Raw genomic sequence first — 19,710 nt, forward strand, 5'->3', positions numbered from 1 at the left:
GCCGGTCCGACCGGGCCGGTTCCGGCCGGGCTAGCGGATGTCCGAGAAGACGAACGAGAACTCCGCCGGCCCGGCGTCCAGTCGGTACGGCGGAAGCACCCCGGGACCGCACGACTGGGAGCCGATGCCCTGCTGGCCGTGGTCGAGGCCGACCCAGAGCGTGTCGCCGGCGCTGAGGTCCGACAGGTGCTCCGCAGCGTCCAGTTGCTCGGTCGTCCAGCGCCGCGCGGTGAACCAGAACCGCGGATCGCCCTCGATGCGCACGCCGCCGATCTCCGCCCAGCGGACGTCGGGCCGGGCGCCGTTCTCCTGCGGGCGCACGTACGGTGTCTGCATCGCGTCCACCGTCGAGTCCCAACGACCGATCATCGAGGCCGACTTGGTGTCGGGGTAGCCCTCGCCCGGGCCGCCGCCGAACCAGGTCACGCGATCCGCCGAACCGGCGAGCCCGAGCCGGACACCGAGCCGGGGCAGCGGCAGCTTCCAGTCGCCCTCCGGTGCCACGGACACGGTCAGTCGCAGCCGAGTGCCGTCGGACGTCCACCGGTACACCGTGCGCAGGCCGATCGCGCGGGCGGCGGGCGCCACCCTGGTCCGCACGGTCAACGCGTCCTCGTCCTGCTCCACCGCGTCCAGGCGGTGCCGCATGCGGTGCAGGCCGAGCCGTCGCCAGAGCGGACCGAAGCGGGCTTCGGGCTGCCAGTGCGCGCCGTTGTCGTTGTCCGTCGGGGCGCGCCACACGTCCAGCCGCAGCCCCGTGACCTCGGCACCGCCGATCGTGAGCGGCTCTCCGGTGCGGGCGTCGAAGGTGCCCGGCCCAACGGTGATCACCCCCTCACCGGCCACCGGGGCGACGAGCCGCGCGAGAGGTGCCGACACGCCCTCGGCGGAGGCGAGTTGGGCCCACGCGACCTCATGGCCGCGGGGCGCCCACGCCGTGTCCTCGGCGAGGACCGCCCGGACCGTCCAGTGCGTCTCGGCGCCCCCCGGGTCCACGGGCGGCGAGGGCAGCTTCACGTCCGCCGACTCGCCGGGAGCCAGCTCGGGCACCGGGAGAGGGCCTGTCCCGACGGTCTCACCGTCCACCTGGTACGACCACGAGAACGTGAGCGCGGAGAGGTCGGCGAAGTCGTACCCATTGGTGACGCGCACGACGCCGTCGGCAGGGGCGGCGTCCGGGACTCGGTCCAGTACCCCTTCCCGATCCCGATCCCGATCCCGGAGTCGGGCCGGTCCGGAGAGGCCGGGGGCTCCGCCGGTGTCGATGCGGACGGGTTCGATCACCTTCTTGTACTCGACGAGTCCCGGGGACGGTGTCCGGTCCGGGAAGAGCAACCCGTCGCAGACGAAGTTCCCGTCGTGCAACTCCTCGCCGAAGTCCCCGCCGTACGCGAACCCGTGGCGCTCGTCCTTGATGCCGTGGTCGATCCACTCCCAGACGAACCCGCCCTGGACGCGGTCGTGGGCGGTGAACAGTCGCTGGTACTCGGCGAGTCCGCCGGGACCGTTGCCCATGGCGTGGCCGTACTCGCAGAGGATGAGGGGGAGTCGGCGCCGCTTCGCGTCGCCCTCGTCCTCGTGGCGGCCGATGCGTTCGACCTCGGCGTGGTCGGCGTACATGCGCGAGTAGACGTCCGTGTCACGGCAGGTGGCGTCCCCCTCGTAGTGGATGAGGCGTGAGCCGTCGCGGCCCCGGATCCAGTCCGCCATCGCCGTCAGGCCGCGTCCGGTGCCCGCCTCGTTGCCGAGCGACCACATGACGACGGACGGATGGTTCTTGTCGCGCTCGACCATCCGGGCCGCCCGGTCGAGGAGCGCGGGCGTCCAGCGGTCGTCGTCGACGGGGTTGCCGCGCCAGCCCTCCTCGGTGAAACCGTGGGTCTCCAGGTCGCACTCGTCGACGACCCACAGGCCGTACTCGTCGCACAGGTCGAGGAAGGCGGGGTGCGGTGGATAGTGCGAGGTGCGAACGGCGTTGATGTTGTGCCGCTTCATCAGCAGCACGTCCGCGAGCATCGTCTCCGCGTCGAGCGCGCGGCCCTTCTCCGGATGCCACTCGTGCCGGTTGACGCCCTTGAACAGCACCGCACGGCCGTTGACCTTGATCTGCCCGTCCGCGAGAACGACGGTGCGGAAGCCGATCCGCAGGGGTACGCGCTCGCCCTCCGTGACCAGTTCGCCGTCGTACAGCCTCGGTGTCTCGGCGGTCCACGGCGCCACCGGCACCGTGACCTCCACCCCGGTCGCGATGTCGACGTCCAGGGCGGGGACGAGAACCCGCCCGTCGACGTCGGAGTCGACGCGCAGGGTTCCGAGGCCCTCGCGGTGGTCGTACCCGGCGTGCACGAAGAAGTCGAGCACGCCGCCCGCGGGGCGGTGCAGCAGGGTGACGTCACGGAAGATGCCGGGCAGCCACCACTGGTCCTGGTCCTCCAGGTACGAGCCCGCCGACCACTGGTGCACCCGGACGGCGAGCGCGTTGCGCCTCGGCCTCAGCAGATGGCCCACGGCGAACTCGTGCGGCAGCCGGGAGCCCTTGAACTCACCGAGGTCGGTGCCGTTCAGCCAGACCCGGGCGCAGGACTCGACCCCGTCGAAGCGCAGCACCGTACCGCCGTCCGCGGGCCAGTCGGCCGGCAGGTCGAAGAAGCGCAGATGATCGCCGGTCGGGTTCTCGGTCGGTACGTGCGGCGGGTCGACCGGGAACGGATAGAGGTGGTTGGTGTAGATCGGCGCGCCGTGCCCCTGCAGCACCCAGTGCCCGGGGACCTGGACCCCGGCCCAGCTGCCGGCGTCGTGGCCCTCGTGCGGCGCGTACCCCTCGGCGGCGAAGGAGTCGTCGCGCGCGTCGGCTGTGGGGGAGAGCCGGAAGTGCCAACGCCCGTTCAGGGAAAGGGCTGTGGCGTCCGAGGTGGCGTACCGGGCGCGCGGCGGCAGGGCGCCGTGGCCGGGGGACACGTCCTCGACGTAGGCGGTGGCGGACGGTCCAGCGGTCGGGTGCGAGGGCGAGGTGCGGAAGGACATACGTCTCCTTGGTCAGCCCGTGAGCCGTGATTCCGGTCGGTGCGGTTCTCCCGGGACCTCTGCCCGGTCCGTCAGGAGCGAGGAGGGAGGACGTCCTCCACGAAGGCGTTGGTGAAGGTGCCGGCCGGGTCGAGGCGGTCGACCAGTGCCCGGAAGTCGGGCAGTCGCGCATAGCGTTCGCGCAGCGTCGTCGGCGGTACGGCGAAGACCTTGCCCCAGTGCGGGCGCGGCGCGAACGGCTCCAGCGCCCGCTCGACACCGCGCACCACCGGCATCACGGCCTCCGTGTCGTCGACCCAGGTGAAGTGCAGCGCCACGGTGTCCCGCCCGTACGCCGGGCTCAGCCACTGCCGGTCGGCGGCGACGGTCCGCACCTCGCAGATCTGCAGCAGAGGCGCGATCGTCCCGCGGATCGCGTCCAGGGCGTGCAGGGCGGCCAGGGCGTCGGTGCGTGCCAGCAGATACTCGGACTGCAGCTCGGAGCCGCTGCTCGGGGTGAACTCCGCCCGGAAGTGCGGCAGTCGTTCGTGCCAGGGACCGGGCACGCCGAACTGCTCGGTGCAGTTGCGGGCGGGCATCCCCGGCACCGGATGCATGGCCTCGGTCGCGGGCTCCGCCCAGGGGAAGTCCGGCAGGGGCTGGTCGGTGCGCCGCTTGAGCCACACCTGGCGGAAACCGGGCCGCCCCCAGTCCGTGAACAGACTCACGCTGTACGCGGAGGACGCGACCTTCTCGAAGTCAAGGCCGTCCAGCGGGAGTTCGGTGAAGACGTGCTGGCTCACCTCGAAGTCCGGCTCCACGTCGAGCGTGAGAGCGGTGACCACACCGAGGGCGCCCAGAGCCGTCACCGCGCCGTCGAAGCGCTCGTCGCCGCGGCCGATCGTCAGCGTCGAGCCGTCCGCGGTGACCAGCTCGACCTCACGGACCGCCGAGGCCAGCGACCCGTTCGCGATCCCTGAGCCGTGGGTGCCGGTGGCGACCGAGCCGGCCACCGAGATGTGCGGCAGGGAGGCCATGTTGTGCAGCGCGAAACCCTTCGCGTGCACCGCGCGGGCGAGTTCGGCGTAGCGCACGCCGCCCGACACCCGTACCGTACGGGCCGCCGTGTCGACGTCGATCCCGGGCGCCAGCGCGGTCAGCGACAGCAGGACGCCGTCGGCGCCCGGTTCGGCGATCCTGTTGAACGAGTGGCCGCTGCCCAGCACCCGCACACGGGAGCTCTCCGCGACCAGCGCGCGCAGCGCGGCGACCGAGGCGGGCCGGTGCAGCTCCTTGGCCGTGTACGTGATGTTGCCCGCCCAGTTGGTCAGCGTCCCAGTCATCGTGCCGTTCCTCCCCGGATGTCCGCCGACCGTGCGAAGACCGCCCGGCGAACGTACCGCGCCGGTCCGCCCAGGTGGCGGACCTCTCCGTTGACCCTCTCACGCGCTGCGATCTACCGTAGAGAGCGGTTGCTGTGGCTGTCACGGGGGCCGTCGACACTCGCCGACGATCACGCGATCGCGTCGAGGTCCCGCACCGTCGCCGGACGCCGTCGGGCGTCTCCCGAACCGGAAGGCCCCTCTGTGCCGAAGCGTCCCGTGGCGATGTTCGCCATGACGGCCGAGAACGTACCGCGCGTCTTCCCGGCGGACGCGCTCGCCCGGCTGCGTGAGCTGGTGGACATCGATCCCGCCCTGGTGGCGCGGGACTTCAGCGACGCTCGCGTGCGTGAGCGGCTCGCCGTCACCGAGATCCTGATCACCGGCTGGGGCTGTCCTGTCCTCGACGCCGGTGCGCTGGAGGCGGCGCCGGAACTGCGGGCCGTGCTGCATGCCGCCGGGTCCGTGAAGGGGTTCACCACACAGGGGGTGTGGGACCGGGGGATCGCCGTGTCGTCGGCCGCCGCCGCGAACGCGCTGCCCGTCGCCGAGTACACGCTCGCGATGATCCTGCTCGCGGGCAAGAACGCCTTCGCGTACCGCGACCGCCTCCGCGACGACCGGGCCTTCCCCCACGGCGAGATCCTGCCCGGGGTCGGGAACTTCGGCCGCCGTGTCGGCGTGGTCGGCGCCTCCCGCATCGGCAGACGCCTCATCGAACTGCTACGGCCCTTCGACCTGCGGGTGAGCCTCGCCGACCCTTACGTCGACGAAGCCGGCGCGGCGGACCTCGGGGTCCCGCTGCTGCCGCTCGACGCCCTGCTCGCCGGCAGTGACATCGTCACCGTGCACGCCCCGCAGACCCCCGAGACCCGGCACCTCGTCGGACGCCGCGAACTCGCCCTGATGCCCGACGGATCGGTCCTCGTGAACACCGCGCGCGGTTCACTCGTCGACCACGACGCGCTCGTCGCGGAACTGCGGTCCGGCCGGATCAGCGCCGTCCTCGACGTCACGGACCCCGAGCCGCTCCCGGCGGACTCCCCGCTCCTCGACCTCCCGAACGCCTTCGTCACCCCCCATCTGGCCGGCTCCCAGGGCAACGAGGTCGCCCGGCTCGGCGCGACCGTTCTCGGCGAACTGGCACGGCTGCTGGCGGGGCGGGAGCTGGAGTTCCGGGTGGACGAGGCGGAGCTGGAACGGACGGCCTGACGGGCCGCGCGGAGGGGGCGACGGGGCGGGCGGCTGGACGGCATGGGGAAGCCGCCGCCGAGGGTGGGCGGAGCTGCCACGCGGCGGGCGGTCAGCCGGCCGGCCGGCCGAGGAAGGCGCCGGTCGTCCCAACGAACCGCTCCGCGTCGTCCAGCCACGGAAAGTGCCCGGCGTCGGGCTGGACGACCAGCTCGGCACGCGGGAACACGGCGGCGAGGGCGGCGACCGCGGGAGGCGGCGAGTTCAGGTCGACCTCTCCGGCGAGCACGAGCACCGGAAACGTCAGGCGGGCGAGCGCCGCCCGGGTGACGTCCGGGGTGAACGCGCCGTCGCCGTAACGGCCCGCGGCCTCCCGGTTCCTGTGCGCGTCCTCCGCGGCCCGGTGCGCCCGGGCGGCCTCGTCCCAACGGCCGTACCAGAAGGGGGCGATGGCCAGAAAGGCGTCGGCGTCGCCGTCCCCTGCGACGATCCGCTCCAGCGCGGCGAACGCCTCCGGGAACCACGGCTCCGCGACCCGCAGCCGCGCCGTCTCGCGCCGGACGTCGCCAGTGATCTCGATGCCGACCGCGTAGGGACTCGGCGTGATCAGCGCGAGCCGCTCGATCCGGTCCGGGTGACGCTCCGCGTAGAGCATCGCCAGGTTCGTCCCCGCGGAGTGCGCGAGCAGATCCAGCCGCTCCAGACCGAGATGCTCACGCAGCGCCTCCACGTCGTCGACCAGCCGGTCGCAGCGGTACGTGCCCGGGTCCTCGGGGACCGCCGATCCACCCGTGCCGCGCGGGTCCGCCATGACCAGCCGCCGGTGCGCCGAGAGCCCGCCCAGCTCCCCGAGGTAGGCGCAGTCCTGCATCGGCCCGCCCGGGAGACACACCACGGGTGGTCCGTCCCCGAGAACCTCGAAGGCCAGCTCGGTCCCGTCGTACGCGGCGAAGGTGGGCATGGCCGCGACTCTCGCAGCGAGGGGCGGGCGGGGCAAACGACTTCCGCGCGCCCGGCGCGCCGACCCTCCACACGTCATGTGCGGATTCCGTTGTTTACCGTGTCCGCAGATGCCGATTCAGTCGATTCATGGCCAATGAGCGATCGATATCGTTATTCTGTCGGTCATGACCTACGGACCGCTTCCCGACACCGACCTCACCCGGCACCGCCGGCTGCGCGAGCAGGGCAGCCTCGACCGCGCCGACCTCGACACCATCCTCGACGCGGGGTTCGTCTGCCACCTCGGAGTGATCGTCGACGGGCGCCCGGTCGTCGTGCCGACGGTGTACGGGCGGGGCGAGCGCGACCTGTACGTCCACGGCTCCGTGGTGAGCCGGAGCCTCGCGGGGGACACGCCCGTGTGCGTCACCGTGACGCACGTCGACGGGCTCGTCCTGGCCCGGTCCGTGTTCGAGCACGGCGTGAACTACCGCAGCGCGATGATCCACGGCGTCCCGCGGAAGGTCACCGACCCCGACGAGAAGACCGAGGCCCTCCGCCTCCTCACGGAGCACGCCACCCCCGGACAGTGGGACTACGCGCGCCGCCCCAGCCGCAAGGAACTGGCCGCGACCACCGTGCTCGCCCTCTCCCTCGAAGCGGCCTCCGTCAAGATCCGCACCGGCGCCCCGGACGACGGGGACGGCCCGGACGCGGCAATGGGTCTGTGGGCCGGCACGCTCCCGCTGACGGCCACCTGGGGCGCACCCGTCCCCGACCCGCTGCTGCCGTCCGGACAGCCCGCTCCGGACCACATCGCGCGCCGCGAGGGGACCCGGCACGGCTGACGCCGGTCCGGGGGCATACCGTGAGGAGTCGAACACGACAGACGAAGCAGTTCGGGAGCGAGGAGAACGGAATGGGCAGCCGCACCGCGCTGGTCGAGGATCTGATGGAGCGGTTCCCGCACGTGCCGCGAGAGGCCGTCTTCAAGGAGGACCTGCTCCGCGGGGGTGTGGCCTTCGACGCGTCCGCTCTCAGCGACAACGAGAAGGGCGACGTCAAGCCGAAGTCGTACTTCATCTTCTCCTTCGACCACGGCACGCTCCCCGAGCTGGGTGAGGCCGCGCTCCGGCGCCCGCCCGAGGAGATCATCCTCACCGGCGGCCCGTACGACCTGCGGCGCACCGTGGTCTCGGTGCGCGTCAACCCGTCCTCGCCCTACCGGGTCGCCGCCGACGACGAGGGCGTCCTCGGGCTCTACCTCGACGGGAAGCGGATCTCCGACGTCGGCGTGCCTCCGATGCCCGAGTACTACCGGCACACCCTCTCCAACGGGAAGTCCGTGATGGAGGTGGCACCCACGATCCAGTGGGGCTACCTCATCTACCTCACGGTCTTCCGGGTCTGCCAGTACTTCGGCGCCAAGGAGGAGTGCCAGTACTGCGACATCAACCACAACTGGCGCCAGCACAAGGCGGCCGGCCGGCCGTACACCGGGGTCAAGGACGTCGAGGAGGTCCTCGAAGCCCTGGAGATCATCGACCGCTACGACACCGCGAAGGCGTCCACGGCCTACACGCTCACCGGCGGCGCGATCACCAAGACCGTCGCCGGCCGTGACGAGGCCGACTTCTACGGCCACTACGCCAAGGCCATCGAGGAGCGCTTCCCCGGCCGCTGGATCGGCAAGGTGGTCGCCCAGGCGCTGCCCCGCGACGACGTGCAGCGGTTCAAGGACCACGGCGTGCAGATCTACCACCCCAACTACGAGGTGTGGGACCGCCGGCTGTTCGAGCTGTACTGCCCCGGCAAGGAGCGCTACGTCGGCCGGGACGAGTGGCACAAGCGCATCCTCGACTCCGCCGAGATCTTCGGCGCGCGCAATGTGATCCCCAACTTCGTCGCGGGCGTGGAGATGGCCGAGCCGTTCGGCTTCACCGGCGTCGACGAGGCCATCGCGTCGACGACCGAGGGGCTGCGCTTCTTCATGTCCCACGGCATCACGCCCCGCTTCACCACCTGGTGCCCGGAGCCGACGACGCCGCTCGGCAAGGCCAACCCCAACGGCGCGCCGCTGGAGTACCACATCCGCCTGCTGGAGGCCTACCGCGCCACCATGGACGACTTCGGACTCGAGTCGCCCCCCGGATACGGGGAGCCCGGTCCGGGCCGCGCGGTCTTCTCCGTCAGCTCCTTCATGGACAGCCTGCCCGCGAAGGAGCCGGCCCCCCAGCTCTGACCCACCGCAGTGATGCGCCCTCGCGCCGTGCCTCCGGGCGCGGCGCGTCCGGCGTCCGCGGCACGACGAACACTCCATATCCCCCGTACGCCTCGCGCGGCCCGGACGTCATCCGTACGTCCGGGCCGCGCGCGTTCCACGGGGCTGCGGGGGAGGCCGGAATCACCGACGCGTGACCGCCCGGTCGCGCGATGTGAGGGAACGGCTTGTCAGTTGTGTCGGAACCGTGAAAAGCTCGGGCCCGTTGTCGGGACGGTATCCAACTCCCCGGTGCCGCAAGCCGAGTTGGGCGTTACCTGACGTTGCACATGGACGCAGTGGATGCAGGAGCCCCCCATGCCCGACCTGCCGACCCCTCAGGACGCCGCCGAGGCCGCGTTGTTCTCGGAGTGCTGGGACGCGGTGCTGTCGTACGCCGACCTGTGCACGTCCGGCTCGGCCGCCGCGACCCAACTCGCCACCGAGGCCTTCACGCACGGTGTCCACGAGGTCCGCGCCGCCGAGGCCCGCGCGAGGAACACCGGCCGCAGGACACCGGGGCTGCCCCGGATCCCCCTGCTGCTCAACTCCGTACGCACCACCGCCGCGGCCTGGGAGACGCACGGCCAGGGGCACCGCCTGGACCCGGACCTCAGGCTGTGGCTCAACTCCGAGAAGGCCGCCCGCTTCACGGGTCCCCCGCTGCACCGCCCGATCGCCCTGCGCGGTCTCAGGGACCTCCAGGAAGCCGACGCCGCCCTGCTGTGGCTGGTCGAGGTCGAAGCCCTCCCGCTGCCCGCCGTGGCCCGGCGGCTCGGCCTGGATCCCGTGGCCGCCGCCGAGGAACTCGGCGAGGTACGCGCCCTGTTCAGGGCTCGCTGCCACCGCAGCCACCTCGACACCCCCATGGACGCCGCCTGCCGCACCTATGCCCGCCTCCTCGACGCCGTCACCCGCTCGCCGGGAGCCGGGACACCCGATGACCTCTCCCGGCACCTCGCCCACTGCGCCGAGTGCGCGGAGGCCGCCGCCTGCCTGCGTCTGCACGGCGGCGGACTGCCCGTCGCGCTCGCGGGCGGGGTGATCGGCTGGGGCGGCCTCGCCTATCTCGAACGCCGCCGCCGCGCCGCCGAAGCGGGACTCGGGGGCGGACGCTCGCAGGCCGCCGTGGACACCGGCATCGCCGAGAACCGGGAGCCCGCGCCCCGGATCGGCCGTACCGGGGTGATGGTCGCCGCCCTCATCGTCTCCGGACTCGCGCTCACCGTCTCCCTGATGCCCTTCGGCCCCGACGGCGACGCCGCCGTCGCGCCGCGCGGCGACGCGGCCGTCGCCGACCGGCCGGTGGCCGCCCCGGCCGCGTCGTCGTCCCCGCCGGCCACCACCCGAGCCGACGGCACGCTCGTCTCTCCGGAGCCGACGAGGACGACCGCCGACGCGCGGCCCGACCCCGAACCCCAGGGTCCGACCTCGGCGCCGGCCCGCGTGGTCGACCGCACCCCGGAGCCGACGAAGGACTCCCCCCGCTGCGTGGCGACGTACAGCCTCGACAACGAGTGGCCGGACGGCTTCCAGTCGACCGTCTCGGTCACGACCACCGAGCCCCTCGACACCTGGCGGCTCGCCTGGACCTTCGACGACGGCCAGCAGGTCACCCAGATGTGGGACGGCACCGCCGACCAGCAGGGCTCACGGGTGACCGCCACCGCCGCCGACTACAACAGGACGGTCGCCGCGGGCGGTTCCGTCACCGTGGGCTTCCTCGGCTCCTGGCAGCACAAGAACACGGCACCCGACACCATCACCCTCAACGGGGCGTCCTGCGCGATGGCGCACTGAATCCCCTCGCGGGGTCCTTTCCCGGAGGCCGATGAATTGGCCCGATCCTGTCGCGGAGAGGCCGGAAATCGCACAACCCTCGGAGCCGTGTCGGGAGTCACATCGTTCAGGCACGCGGAGTTTCCCGTTTCGTCGATCCGGCGTCCGTCGCGGGTCTGTTCGCGCGATGGCGGGTGCCTTAGCGTTCTCGCGGGATCTTCTTCGGGAAGTTCCACCACGGGGAGCGGGGGACGGGTTCATGGTGTGCGACGCGGCTGACCGGGAATGCCGGCGCCTTTCGGTGAATCGGGCGCGAACGACGGACGTCCGGTAAATCCGGAGCGCGCCGACCGGGCGCGCGCCCACAGGGCGCTCCTCCCGCCCCGGCAGGCCGGAGACTCCAACACCCCTGCCCACGGCATGCGTTCCACGGCGGTGGCCGGACCGGTGCCGCCGATGGCCGTCCCCTGTGGTGCCGGCTCCCCTTTCCTTTCGACTCGCAGTCTCGTGCGGCCTGGCGCCGTACGACCGGAGACAGGAAAAGACTTGGCAGACGAGAAAGTCCTCGAAGCGCAGAAATGGGTGAACTCCACCTACGGCGCCGTGGCCGGATATGTTCCGTGTCCGGAAGACGGCCGTACCGGCTGGGGCACCATGAATGCCCTGATCATGGGTCTTCAGCATGAACTCGGCATCAGTCCGGTGGTCGCCAGTTTCGGCCCCGGAACGATGTCCAAAATGCAGGCACTCGGAGATATCGGATTCGGCTGGGACGCGAACCGCAACATCGTCGCCATCCTCGAACACGGCCTCTTCTGCAAGGGCTACTGGGCCGTCGAGCCGGACAGCTACGGCTGGTTCACCGGCGTCACCCGCGAAGCGGTGAAGAGCCTGCGGTCCAACATGGGCATCCCCGAGGGCGACGGCGTCATCAACGCCAAGATCGCCAAGTGCATCCTCAACATGGACGCCTACGTCGTCGTCGCCGGCGGCACCGACAAGATCCGCGGCATCCAACGATGGCTCAACGGCGGCTACTGGCAGAAGGACGCCTACAGCATCGGCCCCTGCGACGGGATCTACTCCCGCGACGTGCAGAAGGCCCTCATGATCGCCCTCCAGTACGAACTCGGACTCACCCCCACCGGCAACTTCGGCCCGGGCACCCAGGCGGGCCTGAAGTCCCACACGCTCACCGAGGGCAACTCCGGCATCTTCGTCCAGCTCTTCACGGCCGCCTGCGTCTTCAACGAGCCGGTCATCATGCACGGCCAGGACGACCAGGAGGTCCGCACCACCTTCAAGGACTCCTTCGACTCCAAGACCAAGGAGTTCGTCCAGATCTTCCAGAAGTTCTCGCAGCTCCCCGAGACCGGCCTCGGCGACTACCAGACCTGGTCCCAGCTCCTCGTCTCCATGGGCGACCCGGACCGTGAGGCCCACGGCTGCGACACCCGCTACGAGATAACCGCCTCCCGCGCCAGATGGCTCTACGACAACGGCTTCCGCATCGTCGGCCGCTACCTGTACGACCCGCCCGGCTCCACCCTCGACAAGGAGATCAAGCCCGGCGAACTCGCGACCATCTTCGACGCGGGCCTGCGCGTCTTCCCCATCTACCAGGACAACGCACGCCAGTTGTCGGACTTCACCTACACGGCCGGGTACCAGCACGCCCTCAACGCCCACGCCCTGGCCACCGGCTACGGCTTCAACCGCGGTACCACCATCTACTTCGCCTGCGACTACGACGCCACCCAGGAGGCGATCGACGGCTATCCGCAGGGCATCGTCACCTACTTCAACGGCGTGGTGGCAGGCCTGGCCGGCCAGGGCAAGAAGTACCTCCACGGCGTCTACGGCTCCCGCAACGTCTGTACCAACGTCACCGAGAAGACCCTCGCCCGGTACTCCTTCGTCTCCGGCATGTCCTACGGTTTCTCCGGCAACCTCGGCTTCCCCCTGCCGGACAACTGGTCCATGAACCAGATCAAGGAGTTCAAGGTCACCAACGGCTCCGACAGCTTCGACCTGGACCGCGACGTCTGGCGCGCCGGCAGCGACTCCGGCACCAACTCCGTGAACAGCACGGCGGGTCCGGCGGACGGCTTCATCGCCTACGTCGAGAAGCTCTACGGCATGGCCGTGGCGTACGGCAACGGCAAGAACCCCAACCAGCTCGTCATGGAGTACATCCGCCACGAGAAGTACGCGGGCATGGCCTGGTGGTGGCTCGCCGGCAGCTACGACTCGGGGTTCGTCGACTACTGCAACACCCGGGGTATGTCGGTGATGGACAGCTTCAAGGACCCCATCTCCGGCTACGACCTCGACGCCACGCACCTGATGGCCACCGCCAACGGCTTCCTCGTCAACTCCGACCCCAGCGACAAGAAGTCCGCTACCGGCGGCGACATCGCGGGCTGGGGCGGCGACATCATGACGTTCTACGCCGACTGGCGGAACTCCGAGGAGCAGTACGCCTCCGGACACGCCTTCTGCGACGCCAAGCTCGCCAAGCCGGCCGTCGTCTCCAGCTTCGGCTTCACCGACATGGTCGAGGACGCCGACGGATATCTGCTGGCCAAGGCCGTCGCGGGCGGCCAGAACATCGTCGACTGGGTCAAGGCCCAGTACAACGGAGGCGGCGGCCTGCGCCGGTTCCGCAACAACTACGACACCCGCTGGCAGAACGGCGGGAACTGCTACCAGTCCTGCTGGAACATCCTCACGGCAGCCGACGACGTCACCGTCGACCTGGCCCGGAAGAAGCTCATCATGGCCTCCGGTGCCATGCTCCCGTCCGTGATGATCAATCTTCCCGGCGGCGGCGACAAGCTCGACGCGTTCGTCCTCGGCTTCAGCGACCGCATGCTCGCCCTCGTCGGCCTCGAGAACAGTCTGGCCGCCACCTACAAGAGCAACCTGCAGAAGTACCTCAAGGCCGCCGGCCAGCGAGCCGCCGCACGAGCCGGCCACTGAACCATGGACGTCATCGCGAACTTCCTCCTCCTCGCCGTTCCCGTCCTGATCGTGCTGGGACTGTGGAGCCGGCCTCTCCTGACCGGCCGGTGGAAGACACCCGGCTGGTTCCTCGTGACGGCCGGGCTCTGTCTCGTCGCCATGCTCGTCACCTGGATCGTCGGAGCCCTCGCCGGCTCCTCGATGGACGCCGAGGAGTCCTGCCACGCGGCCGGCGCCACCTACGACCGCTCCTACCGCTCCGTCCACTGGCAGGAACCTTCGCGATGGTTCCCCCTGCACAACAAGTGCAACGCCGGCTACGACCTGGTCCCGGTTTGGGTCAACCCGGCCCTGGTGGTCCTGCCGCTGCTGGCCGCCACCTTCCTGGGCCTGGCCGTACGGCTGGCCGTCGTCAACCAACGCACCGAGAAGGGCACAGCGTGAACGAGCTGACCAGGCGCCACTTCGTGGGCACCGCCGCCGGGTTCGCCGGAGCCGCCGCGATCGGGTCACTGGGGGCGGCCCCCGCCTCCGCCGCCCCTCGCCGGACGGACTGGACGGGGAGCCGCTCCGCCAACGGCTGGGAGATCCTGCCCGAGGCGAGGAGCTTCCGCATCGAGGGCAGCGACCAGGCCGTCCACCTCGCCGGAGGAACGGCCGCGACCCTGCTGCTGTACGTAGCGCGTCGCTTCCACTACGAGATCGACCAGCTCCGCGACGGCGACGTCAAGGGCCACCGCACCTCGCGTCACGTCGAGGACCCCCACGAGTCGAACCACCTGTCCGGCACGGCCCTGGCGATCAGACCCCAGGCCTATCCGCTCGGCGTCAAGGGCGGGTTCTATCCGCGGGAACTGGTCGTCATCCGCGACATCCTCGCCGAACTGGACGGGGCCGTGGCGTGGGGCGGCGACTTCACGACGCCCAAGGAGTCCCACTTCGAGGTCGCGCACAAGCCCGGTCACCCCAAGGTGAAGGGGGTGGCCCGGAAGATCGACGGCTGGAACTCCGGCCCCGGCAACGAAGGCGCGGGCGCCACCGACGCCTTCGACCCCGCCCGCCGCAAACGCGCCACGTCCTTCGCCCACCGCACCGCCTCGTAGGCCCCGAGCCCGAACCCGGACCGTCCGCCGGCGTGGGGGTCTCCCGCCGACGGACGGTCCTGTCCGTCGGCGGCCCCGCACACGCTGTGGCACTCCGCCTTGTGTACTCGGCCCAAAGGTTGGAAAATCAGCCGGCGGAACCCAGGAACACCGCCCGTCACACGGAAAACTGGGCTTCGAACGCGCGGCGGATGCGGGGAATCCGTACGTGCGGATGCGCGGTCGATTGTGCTCGGGGGAGGACTTCATGAAGCTGCTGCAGGTTCTTGCGCGTCTGGAGGAGATCGAGGACTGGTCGCTCACCGCGGAGGAGTGGCGCGCCGTTGGCGATGTGCTGGAGAGGCTCGAGCCCGTGCTCTTCGAAGAGGACGACGCCGAGACTCTTCAGGTACTGGCCCTCCTCGAGCCGCTGGATCGAGAAGGGGCACGCCGTGCACAGGCCCGGTTGGGCGCGGGGCGCACCCCCATTCCGGCACAACAGCGAGAGCAGCGGAATCACCTGATCGCACGGCTCACCGCTGACCTGCGCGGTCCGCAGGACCGCTCCAGGGAAGGCCGGAACGCCCAAGGGGAGACGGTGTGACCGGTCGTGGCCGAACCACGTGTGCCCGGTCGGACGAGTAGGAACGTCCGCCGAGGAGGCCGCGGTGCTCCTTGACAGCCCCATCGGGATTCCGGAAGCAGGTCGCACAGTATGAGCGGAATCACCAAGCCGGCTTTACTCGTCATGGTGTTCGCGCCAGTCGATTCCGAAATCGACGGCCACTCGCGCGAATACCTCGAATGTACGTGGCGAGCATGCCGATCACTGGGCATGCTCGAGCCGGTTGCCGGGACCTCGGTGCCCGCCGACCATATCGACTTCGGCCTGGCACACCCTGCCGCCTCGGGATTCACCCTGCTGGCGGCCGCGCAGCGGACGGGCGACGACTCCGTCTATTCCGCCTTCGCCTTCGCCGACCACGATGTCGTCGGTCTCGTTGCCCTGCTGGCGCCCAACGACCCGACCGGAGACCTCACCCAGTGGGCCGATCTCGACGCCGAGTGGAGCGGAGCGGTGGCCGCGGCGGGCCGACCGCCCCAACCCTGGGGCCTGTTGGGTGAGTTCCGTGTCTTCGAGGCTCTCCACGGCCGAGTGATCGCACGGCGCGACCGCGCGATGTGCGATCTCGTCCGGCGGCACGCGCCCCGGACCGGGAGCGAACCCTGGTGGGCCGGCTTCGACCGCACCGAGCATGGTTTCGCCGTGTGGCGATCCGCCGAGACCGGCGAACTCGAGGGTGTCACCGACCTCCACGTTCTCGCACCGGTCCGGCACGAGGTCGCCCTCGACGGGTGGGCCTGGGCCACCGACGGCCGACACGGGCTGAGGCCGCTCACACGCTATTTGCTCCAACTCTCGAAGATCCGCTACCAAGGACGGCTGTACGCCTCTTCGGAGCCGTCCCGCGCGCAGATATCGGAGAGCGACGAGCGGACGACGGCGCTCCTGCGGGAGCTGGACTCCGCCACGCGTCGCCCAGCGCCCCTGGAACGTGTGCTGAAGACGTCGCACCTGCTGGATGAGACGCAGTTCGGCCCCCAGGGACTGCTGTGGACCATCACTCGCCAGCGTCAGCTGAGCCGCAGTCTCTCGACCGCCGTCGCCAACATGCGCTTGCACGCCCCTGCATCACGCAGGCACGGCGAGGGAGTCCCCTGGACCGTGACGGACCTCGCCGACGCCGAGTGGCTGATCAAGCAGGTGGACGAGGACCGGCTGCATCTGGAAGCCGCGCGCGAACGGGCGGACAGCGTGCGCGCCGCGGTCTCCGTACTCGTCGAGCGTGAACTGGTGAGCCACCGAAGCTGGCTGACGCTCGTTCAGACCTCCATCCTGGGATCGATCCTCACCGCGCTGACGGCAGTGCAGACCATGAACTACAAGCTGCCGATACGCAAGGGCCTGGAGTCCCCGGTCATCGTCGCTGTGGCGGCTCTCGCTCTCGCCCTGCCGCTGGCCACACTGCGCTGGGCGGGCGTCGCGCCGACGACCTCTCGATACAGATGGCTCGACTCGGGCGTCGCGGGGCTGTTCGGCGCCGCCCTGGGCTGGCTGGCCGTCACGTGGTGGGCGCTGGGCAGGGGAGGAGGGCTGCCCAGCGCGCCGTGGACGCTCTCGGGCGCCGTGGCGGCCGGACTGATCGGTTCCCTGGGGACGTACCTCCTGACTCGACCGCGCTAACCCACTCCCTCTCCTTTCCGCTCCGGGCGCCGCCTTGAGTCCAGCGGTTCCGGAGCCGTGAATCCGCCAGAATCATCGAGGAGTTCTCCGTATGCGTCAGGACAACGGACGGCAGCCACAGGACCCCAGCTCCGCGATCAGGGCCTTCGTCGAGGCACTGGACGTCGAGGATCTGATCATGCGGTTCGACATCGATTTCGATGCCCCGATGCGCCAGGCGGACGCCATCGGCATGCTGCGAATGGCGCGAGCGCACACCAGGGAGCCGCAGGCCGGTGCCCGAGGCGTCGCCCGGAGAGTCGGCGCCCACTGGTGCGAAATCGTCCAGGCCGACGTCGGCTACGAGTTGCTCTCGGCGCTGCAGCTGATCGAGGCGTCACGGCCGGACGCCGAGCGGCTGTTGGCGTGGTTGTCCGACGGCACCGGCGACCCCGAGGACCCCTTCCCCGCGTATGCCCTCGCCCGTTGGTACGACGGGGTGGGCAGGATCCGTTACCGACTGGGGAGTTACACCGCCTCCCGGCGTGTCTTCGGGACAGCGGTGCAGGTCGCCGAGTCGGCCCGGCTGTGGTGGGCGCTGCCCGACCTGCTCAGCAATTACACCCGCGCCGAGTTCGAGGAACGCGGGCAAGCGGCGCATGAGAAGGAAGAGGACAGGACCGAAGGGAGAGACGTCGACGCGCTGGTCGCTCCCATGCGGCAGACGCACGACCAGATCGTCGCGCAGGCGAACGCGCACGGTGTCGACACCGACGCCGTTCCGGACGGGGAAACACCCCTGAGGCACCGGGAGTTCCTGCGCGGCTACTCCAATGCCCTCCACAACCTCGCCACTGCTCTGCGCCAGGCCGGGGACAAAGAGCGGTCGCTGCGCGTCACCGCGCGCTCCAAGGCCATATCCGAGGGGCTGAATGACACGTACCGCACGGCGCAGTCGGTTCTGAACGAGGCCTTCTGCGGCGACAGCCCCGAAACGAGCTTCGCGACCTTGCGCGATCCGGGTCGTGGCCGGAAGGAGCACGCGGGGCCAGGGTGGGAGCGCGGACGACGGATCGCCCGTCAGAACCTCGCTCGGCTCGCGGGCGGTCCCGGCGGTCTGGCCGATCTGGGGCATCTCCTGGACGAGCTGGAGGACGACGTCGCCGGTGCGGGCCGACGAGCCGGGCTGGACGTCGACTTCTACGCCTACACCGTGCGCTACTACCGGGAGACGGCTGCCGCCCTTCCCCCTGCCGATCGTCCCCGGGACGTCCTGGACCGCCGGCTGAAGATGGCGGAGTCGGTGCGCGAAGCGATCGCTCTCCCCGTGTACAAGCGTGCCTACGCCAACCACGTAAGGCCCGCGTATCTACGAGCCATCGGTGCGCAGATGACACGGGGCGGCCACCGGCAGGAGGACCTGGAGAAGATCGTGTCCCTGGTGGAGGAGTCCTCGGGCCGCGAACTCCTGGACCTGCTCGCGTCGTCCCGCCCACCCGTCCTCGGCCGCCCCGCGCATCCGCTGCCCACCGCCCCGGAGGGATCCCGGGCCGAGAGCGGTTCTCCGGACGGTCGTCGGACGCCCCTGCGCGCACAGACCTCTGTCGAGGCGACGGAGGTGAGGGAGTGGAGGGAACTGCTCATCGAGCGGGAGCAGCAGTACGAGGACCACTTCCTCCAGCACCCACTGACATCGGCGACCCATGACGACGACATCGCCCATCAGTTGGTCCAGTACACCCTCAACCACGAGGGCTCATGTGTCGTGCGGTACTTCCGCTTCGGTACGTCGGATGCGGCCCTGGAGGGCGAGGAGACGACCGAGCCCGACTCTCTCGGCATCGTGGTCTGCCGGGACGGGGTGCTCACCCTGCTGCCCTCCGTTCCGTACACGGACGTGGCCGAACTCGCGCGCAAGGTCTTCGAGGACCTCGCGGACCCGGCGTTTCCGGTACCGAAGGAAGAGACCTGTCGGCGCATCTGGAACCTGCTCGTCGAGCCGGTGTGGGAGAGCGCCAACAAGGGAGGGCCGCCGAGCCATCTCACCCTGATCCCGACCGACGACATATTCGCGATCCCGCTCCACGTCGCCACCGCGCCGGAGGACGACCGGCCGCTCGCCGCCCGGGTTCCGCTGTCCCACTCGGTGAGCGTGGCCGCCTTCGTCACGCGTGGCCGCCATCTGCTCAAGAAGCAGCTCATGGAGCACGACGACGACCTGGCTGCCCTGCTGTCCACCGACGCACGGGCGACGGGCGACGAGATCGTCGATGTCGGCTGGACCGCAACGCACGTCCATGTGGCCGGTCAGGTCCCCGACGCCCTCGTGGGCAAGATCGGGGGCGCCTTCACCGCCGACTGGGACGGACTTGAACAACTGGTCGCAGCGAAACCGGAGTTCTTCGTGTACGCCGGGCATGGCGTGTACGTGGAGGAACCCGAGGTCTCCGGCCCGCTGATCTACCTGGGAGAGACGGACATGCTCTCGCAGTTCGACCTCGCCTTGCGTGTCAGCCTGCCGAGGAACAAGCTCACCGTGCTCGGCGCCTGTCTGGCCGGACAGGGTATGCGGTCCGACGGCGGTGACGTCCTCGGATTCATGCGGTCTCTGATCATCAGCGGTGCCGGTGCCATAGGGGTGCCGCTGTGGTCCGTACGCAACTCGGCGATGGTGGCGACGGTGAGTGCCCTGCTCCGCGAGAGCAGAGCGGTTCTCGGGTCCTCGTCCACCGGCGTCTTTGACGTGGTGCAGACCCTGCACGACCACTACAGGGAGAGTATCGAGACGTACACGTCGGTGGAGGCCCGAGTCGATCGGCTCCCCATCGCCCTGTATCTATGATCCGGTCGCGCTCGTCCCCGTCCCGGCGGCGGACCGACACC

13 protein-coding genes are annotated in these 19,710 nt (G+C 70.4%); 10 read left to right on the forward strand and 3 right to left on the reverse strand.

From position 1 onward, the window contains the following. Window positions 1-30: 30 nt before the first annotated feature. Entirely contained in the window at window positions 31-3,024 is a 2,994-nt protein-coding gene (locus ACIRQH_RS32360; protein WP_404228243.1) for a glycoside hydrolase family 2 TIM barrel-domain containing protein, read from the reverse strand. Window positions 3,025-3,095: 71 nt separating this feature from the next. Then, window positions 3,096-4,346 carry an FAD-binding protein gene (locus ACIRQH_RS32365; RefSeq protein WP_388871475.1) on the reverse strand — a complete coding sequence of 417 codons (1,251 nt, stop codon included), beginning with the start codon at window positions 4,344-4,346 and terminating at the stop codon, window positions 3,096-3,098. 243 nt (window positions 4,347-4,589) lie between these two features. Here ACIRQH_RS32365 and ACIRQH_RS32370 point away from each other — a divergent pair, with 243 nt between their 5' ends. After that, window positions 4,590-5,597, forward strand: coding sequence for a hydroxyacid dehydrogenase (locus ACIRQH_RS32370; RefSeq protein WP_404228246.1), 1,008 nt, complete (start codon window positions 4,590-4,592; stop codon window positions 5,595-5,597). A 91-nt stretch (window positions 5,598-5,688) separates the two neighbouring features. Here ACIRQH_RS32370 and ACIRQH_RS32375 read toward each other — a convergent pair whose 3' ends face one another. Next, on the reverse strand, window positions 5,689-6,537 hold the full coding sequence (locus ACIRQH_RS32375) for an alpha/beta fold hydrolase (protein WP_404228249.1): 849 nt from the start codon (window positions 6,535-6,537) through the stop codon (window positions 5,689-5,691). Between the two features lie 166 nt (window positions 6,538-6,703). Between ACIRQH_RS32375 and ACIRQH_RS32380 the strand changes: the two genes are divergently transcribed. From ACIRQH_RS32380 to ACIRQH_RS32420, 9 genes are all read left to right on the forward strand, one after another. Then, a complete protein-coding gene (locus tag ACIRQH_RS32380; RefSeq protein ID WP_404228252.1) occupies window positions 6,704-7,366 on the forward strand; it encodes a pyridoxamine 5'-phosphate oxidase family protein in 663 nt (220 codons plus the stop codon). Window positions 7,367-7,437: 71 nt separating this feature from the next. Next, window positions 7,438-8,760: a radical SAM protein gene (locus ACIRQH_RS32385; protein WP_404228254.1), complete on the forward strand. Its 1,323-nt coding sequence runs from the start codon at window positions 7,438-7,440 to the stop codon at window positions 8,758-8,760. A gap of 336 nt (window positions 8,761-9,096) precedes the next feature. Continuing rightward, complete coding sequence (locus tag ACIRQH_RS32390) at window positions 9,097-10,578, forward strand: cellulose binding domain-containing protein (RefSeq protein ID WP_404228256.1); 1,482 nt, start codon at window positions 9,097-9,099, stop codon at window positions 10,576-10,578. Between the two features lie 525 nt (window positions 10,579-11,103). After that, entirely contained in the window at window positions 11,104-13,539 is a 2,436-nt protein-coding gene (locus tag ACIRQH_RS32395; protein ID WP_388871460.1) for a glycoside hydrolase domain-containing protein, read from the forward strand. A 3-nt stretch (window positions 13,540-13,542) separates the two neighbouring features. Next, window positions 13,543-13,965: a hypothetical protein gene (locus ACIRQH_RS32400; protein ID WP_388871457.1), complete on the forward strand. Its 423-nt coding sequence runs from the start codon at window positions 13,543-13,545 to the stop codon at window positions 13,963-13,965. Beyond that, window positions 13,962-14,624, forward strand: coding sequence for a M15 family metallopeptidase (locus ACIRQH_RS32405; protein WP_404228261.1), 663 nt, complete (start codon window positions 13,962-13,964; stop codon window positions 14,622-14,624). Before ACIRQH_RS32400 ends, ACIRQH_RS32405 begins: the two co-directional genes overlap by 4 nt. A gap of 247 nt (window positions 14,625-14,871) precedes the next feature. After that, entirely contained in the window at window positions 14,872-15,207 is a 336-nt protein-coding gene (locus ACIRQH_RS32410) for a CATRA system-associated protein (protein ID WP_388871452.1), read from the forward strand. Window positions 15,208-15,318: 111 nt separating this feature from the next. Next, window positions 15,319-16,848, forward strand: a complete 1,530-nt coding sequence (locus tag ACIRQH_RS32415; protein WP_404228264.1) for a CATRA conflict system CASPASE/TPR repeat-associated protein — start codon at window positions 15,319-15,321, stop codon at window positions 16,846-16,848. Between the two features lie 91 nt (window positions 16,849-16,939). Then, window positions 16,940-19,669 (forward strand): CHAT domain-containing protein, encoded by a 2,730-nt coding sequence (locus ACIRQH_RS32420; RefSeq protein WP_404228266.1) that lies wholly within the window; start codon window positions 16,940-16,942, stop codon window positions 19,667-19,669. Window positions 19,670-19,710: the final 41 nt, after the last annotated feature.

The sequence above is a fragment of the Streptomyces sp. NPDC102279 genome, assembly GCF_044766365.1.
GTDB lineage: Bacteria > Actinomycetota > Actinomycetes > Streptomycetales > Streptomycetaceae > Streptomyces.

What these genes read in the sequence shown, in the direction of transcription:
- ACIRQH_RS32360 (WP_404228243.1), bottom strand. Translation starts at nt 3,024, where the DNA reads ATGTCCTTCCGCACCTCGCCCTCGCACCCGACCGCTGGACCGTCCGCC.
- ACIRQH_RS32400 (WP_388871457.1), top strand. Translation starts at nt 13,543, where the DNA reads ATGGACGTCATCGCGAACTTCCTCCTCCTCGCCGTTCCCGTCCTGATC.
- ACIRQH_RS32375 (WP_404228249.1), bottom strand. Translation starts at nt 6,537, where the DNA reads ATGCCCACCTTCGCCGCGTACGACGGGACCGAGCTGGCCTTCGAGGTT.
- ACIRQH_RS32410 (WP_388871452.1), top strand. Translation starts at nt 14,872, where the DNA reads ATGAAGCTGCTGCAGGTTCTTGCGCGTCTGGAGGAGATCGAGGACTGG.
- ACIRQH_RS32390 (WP_404228256.1), top strand. Translation starts at nt 9,097, where the DNA reads ATGCCCGACCTGCCGACCCCTCAGGACGCCGCCGAGGCCGCGTTGTTC.
- ACIRQH_RS32415 (WP_404228264.1), top strand. Translation starts at nt 15,319, where the DNA reads ATGAGCGGAATCACCAAGCCGGCTTTACTCGTCATGGTGTTCGCGCCA.
- ACIRQH_RS32385 (WP_404228254.1), top strand. Translation starts at nt 7,438, where the DNA reads ATGGGCAGCCGCACCGCGCTGGTCGAGGATCTGATGGAGCGGTTCCCG.
- ACIRQH_RS32420 (WP_404228266.1), top strand. Translation starts at nt 16,940, where the DNA reads ATGCGTCAGGACAACGGACGGCAGCCACAGGACCCCAGCTCCGCGATC.
- ACIRQH_RS32380 (WP_404228252.1), top strand. Translation starts at nt 6,704, where the DNA reads ATGACCTACGGACCGCTTCCCGACACCGACCTCACCCGGCACCGCCGG.
- ACIRQH_RS32365 (WP_388871475.1), bottom strand. Translation starts at nt 4,346, where the DNA reads ATGACTGGGACGCTGACCAACTGGGCGGGCAACATCACGTACACGGCC.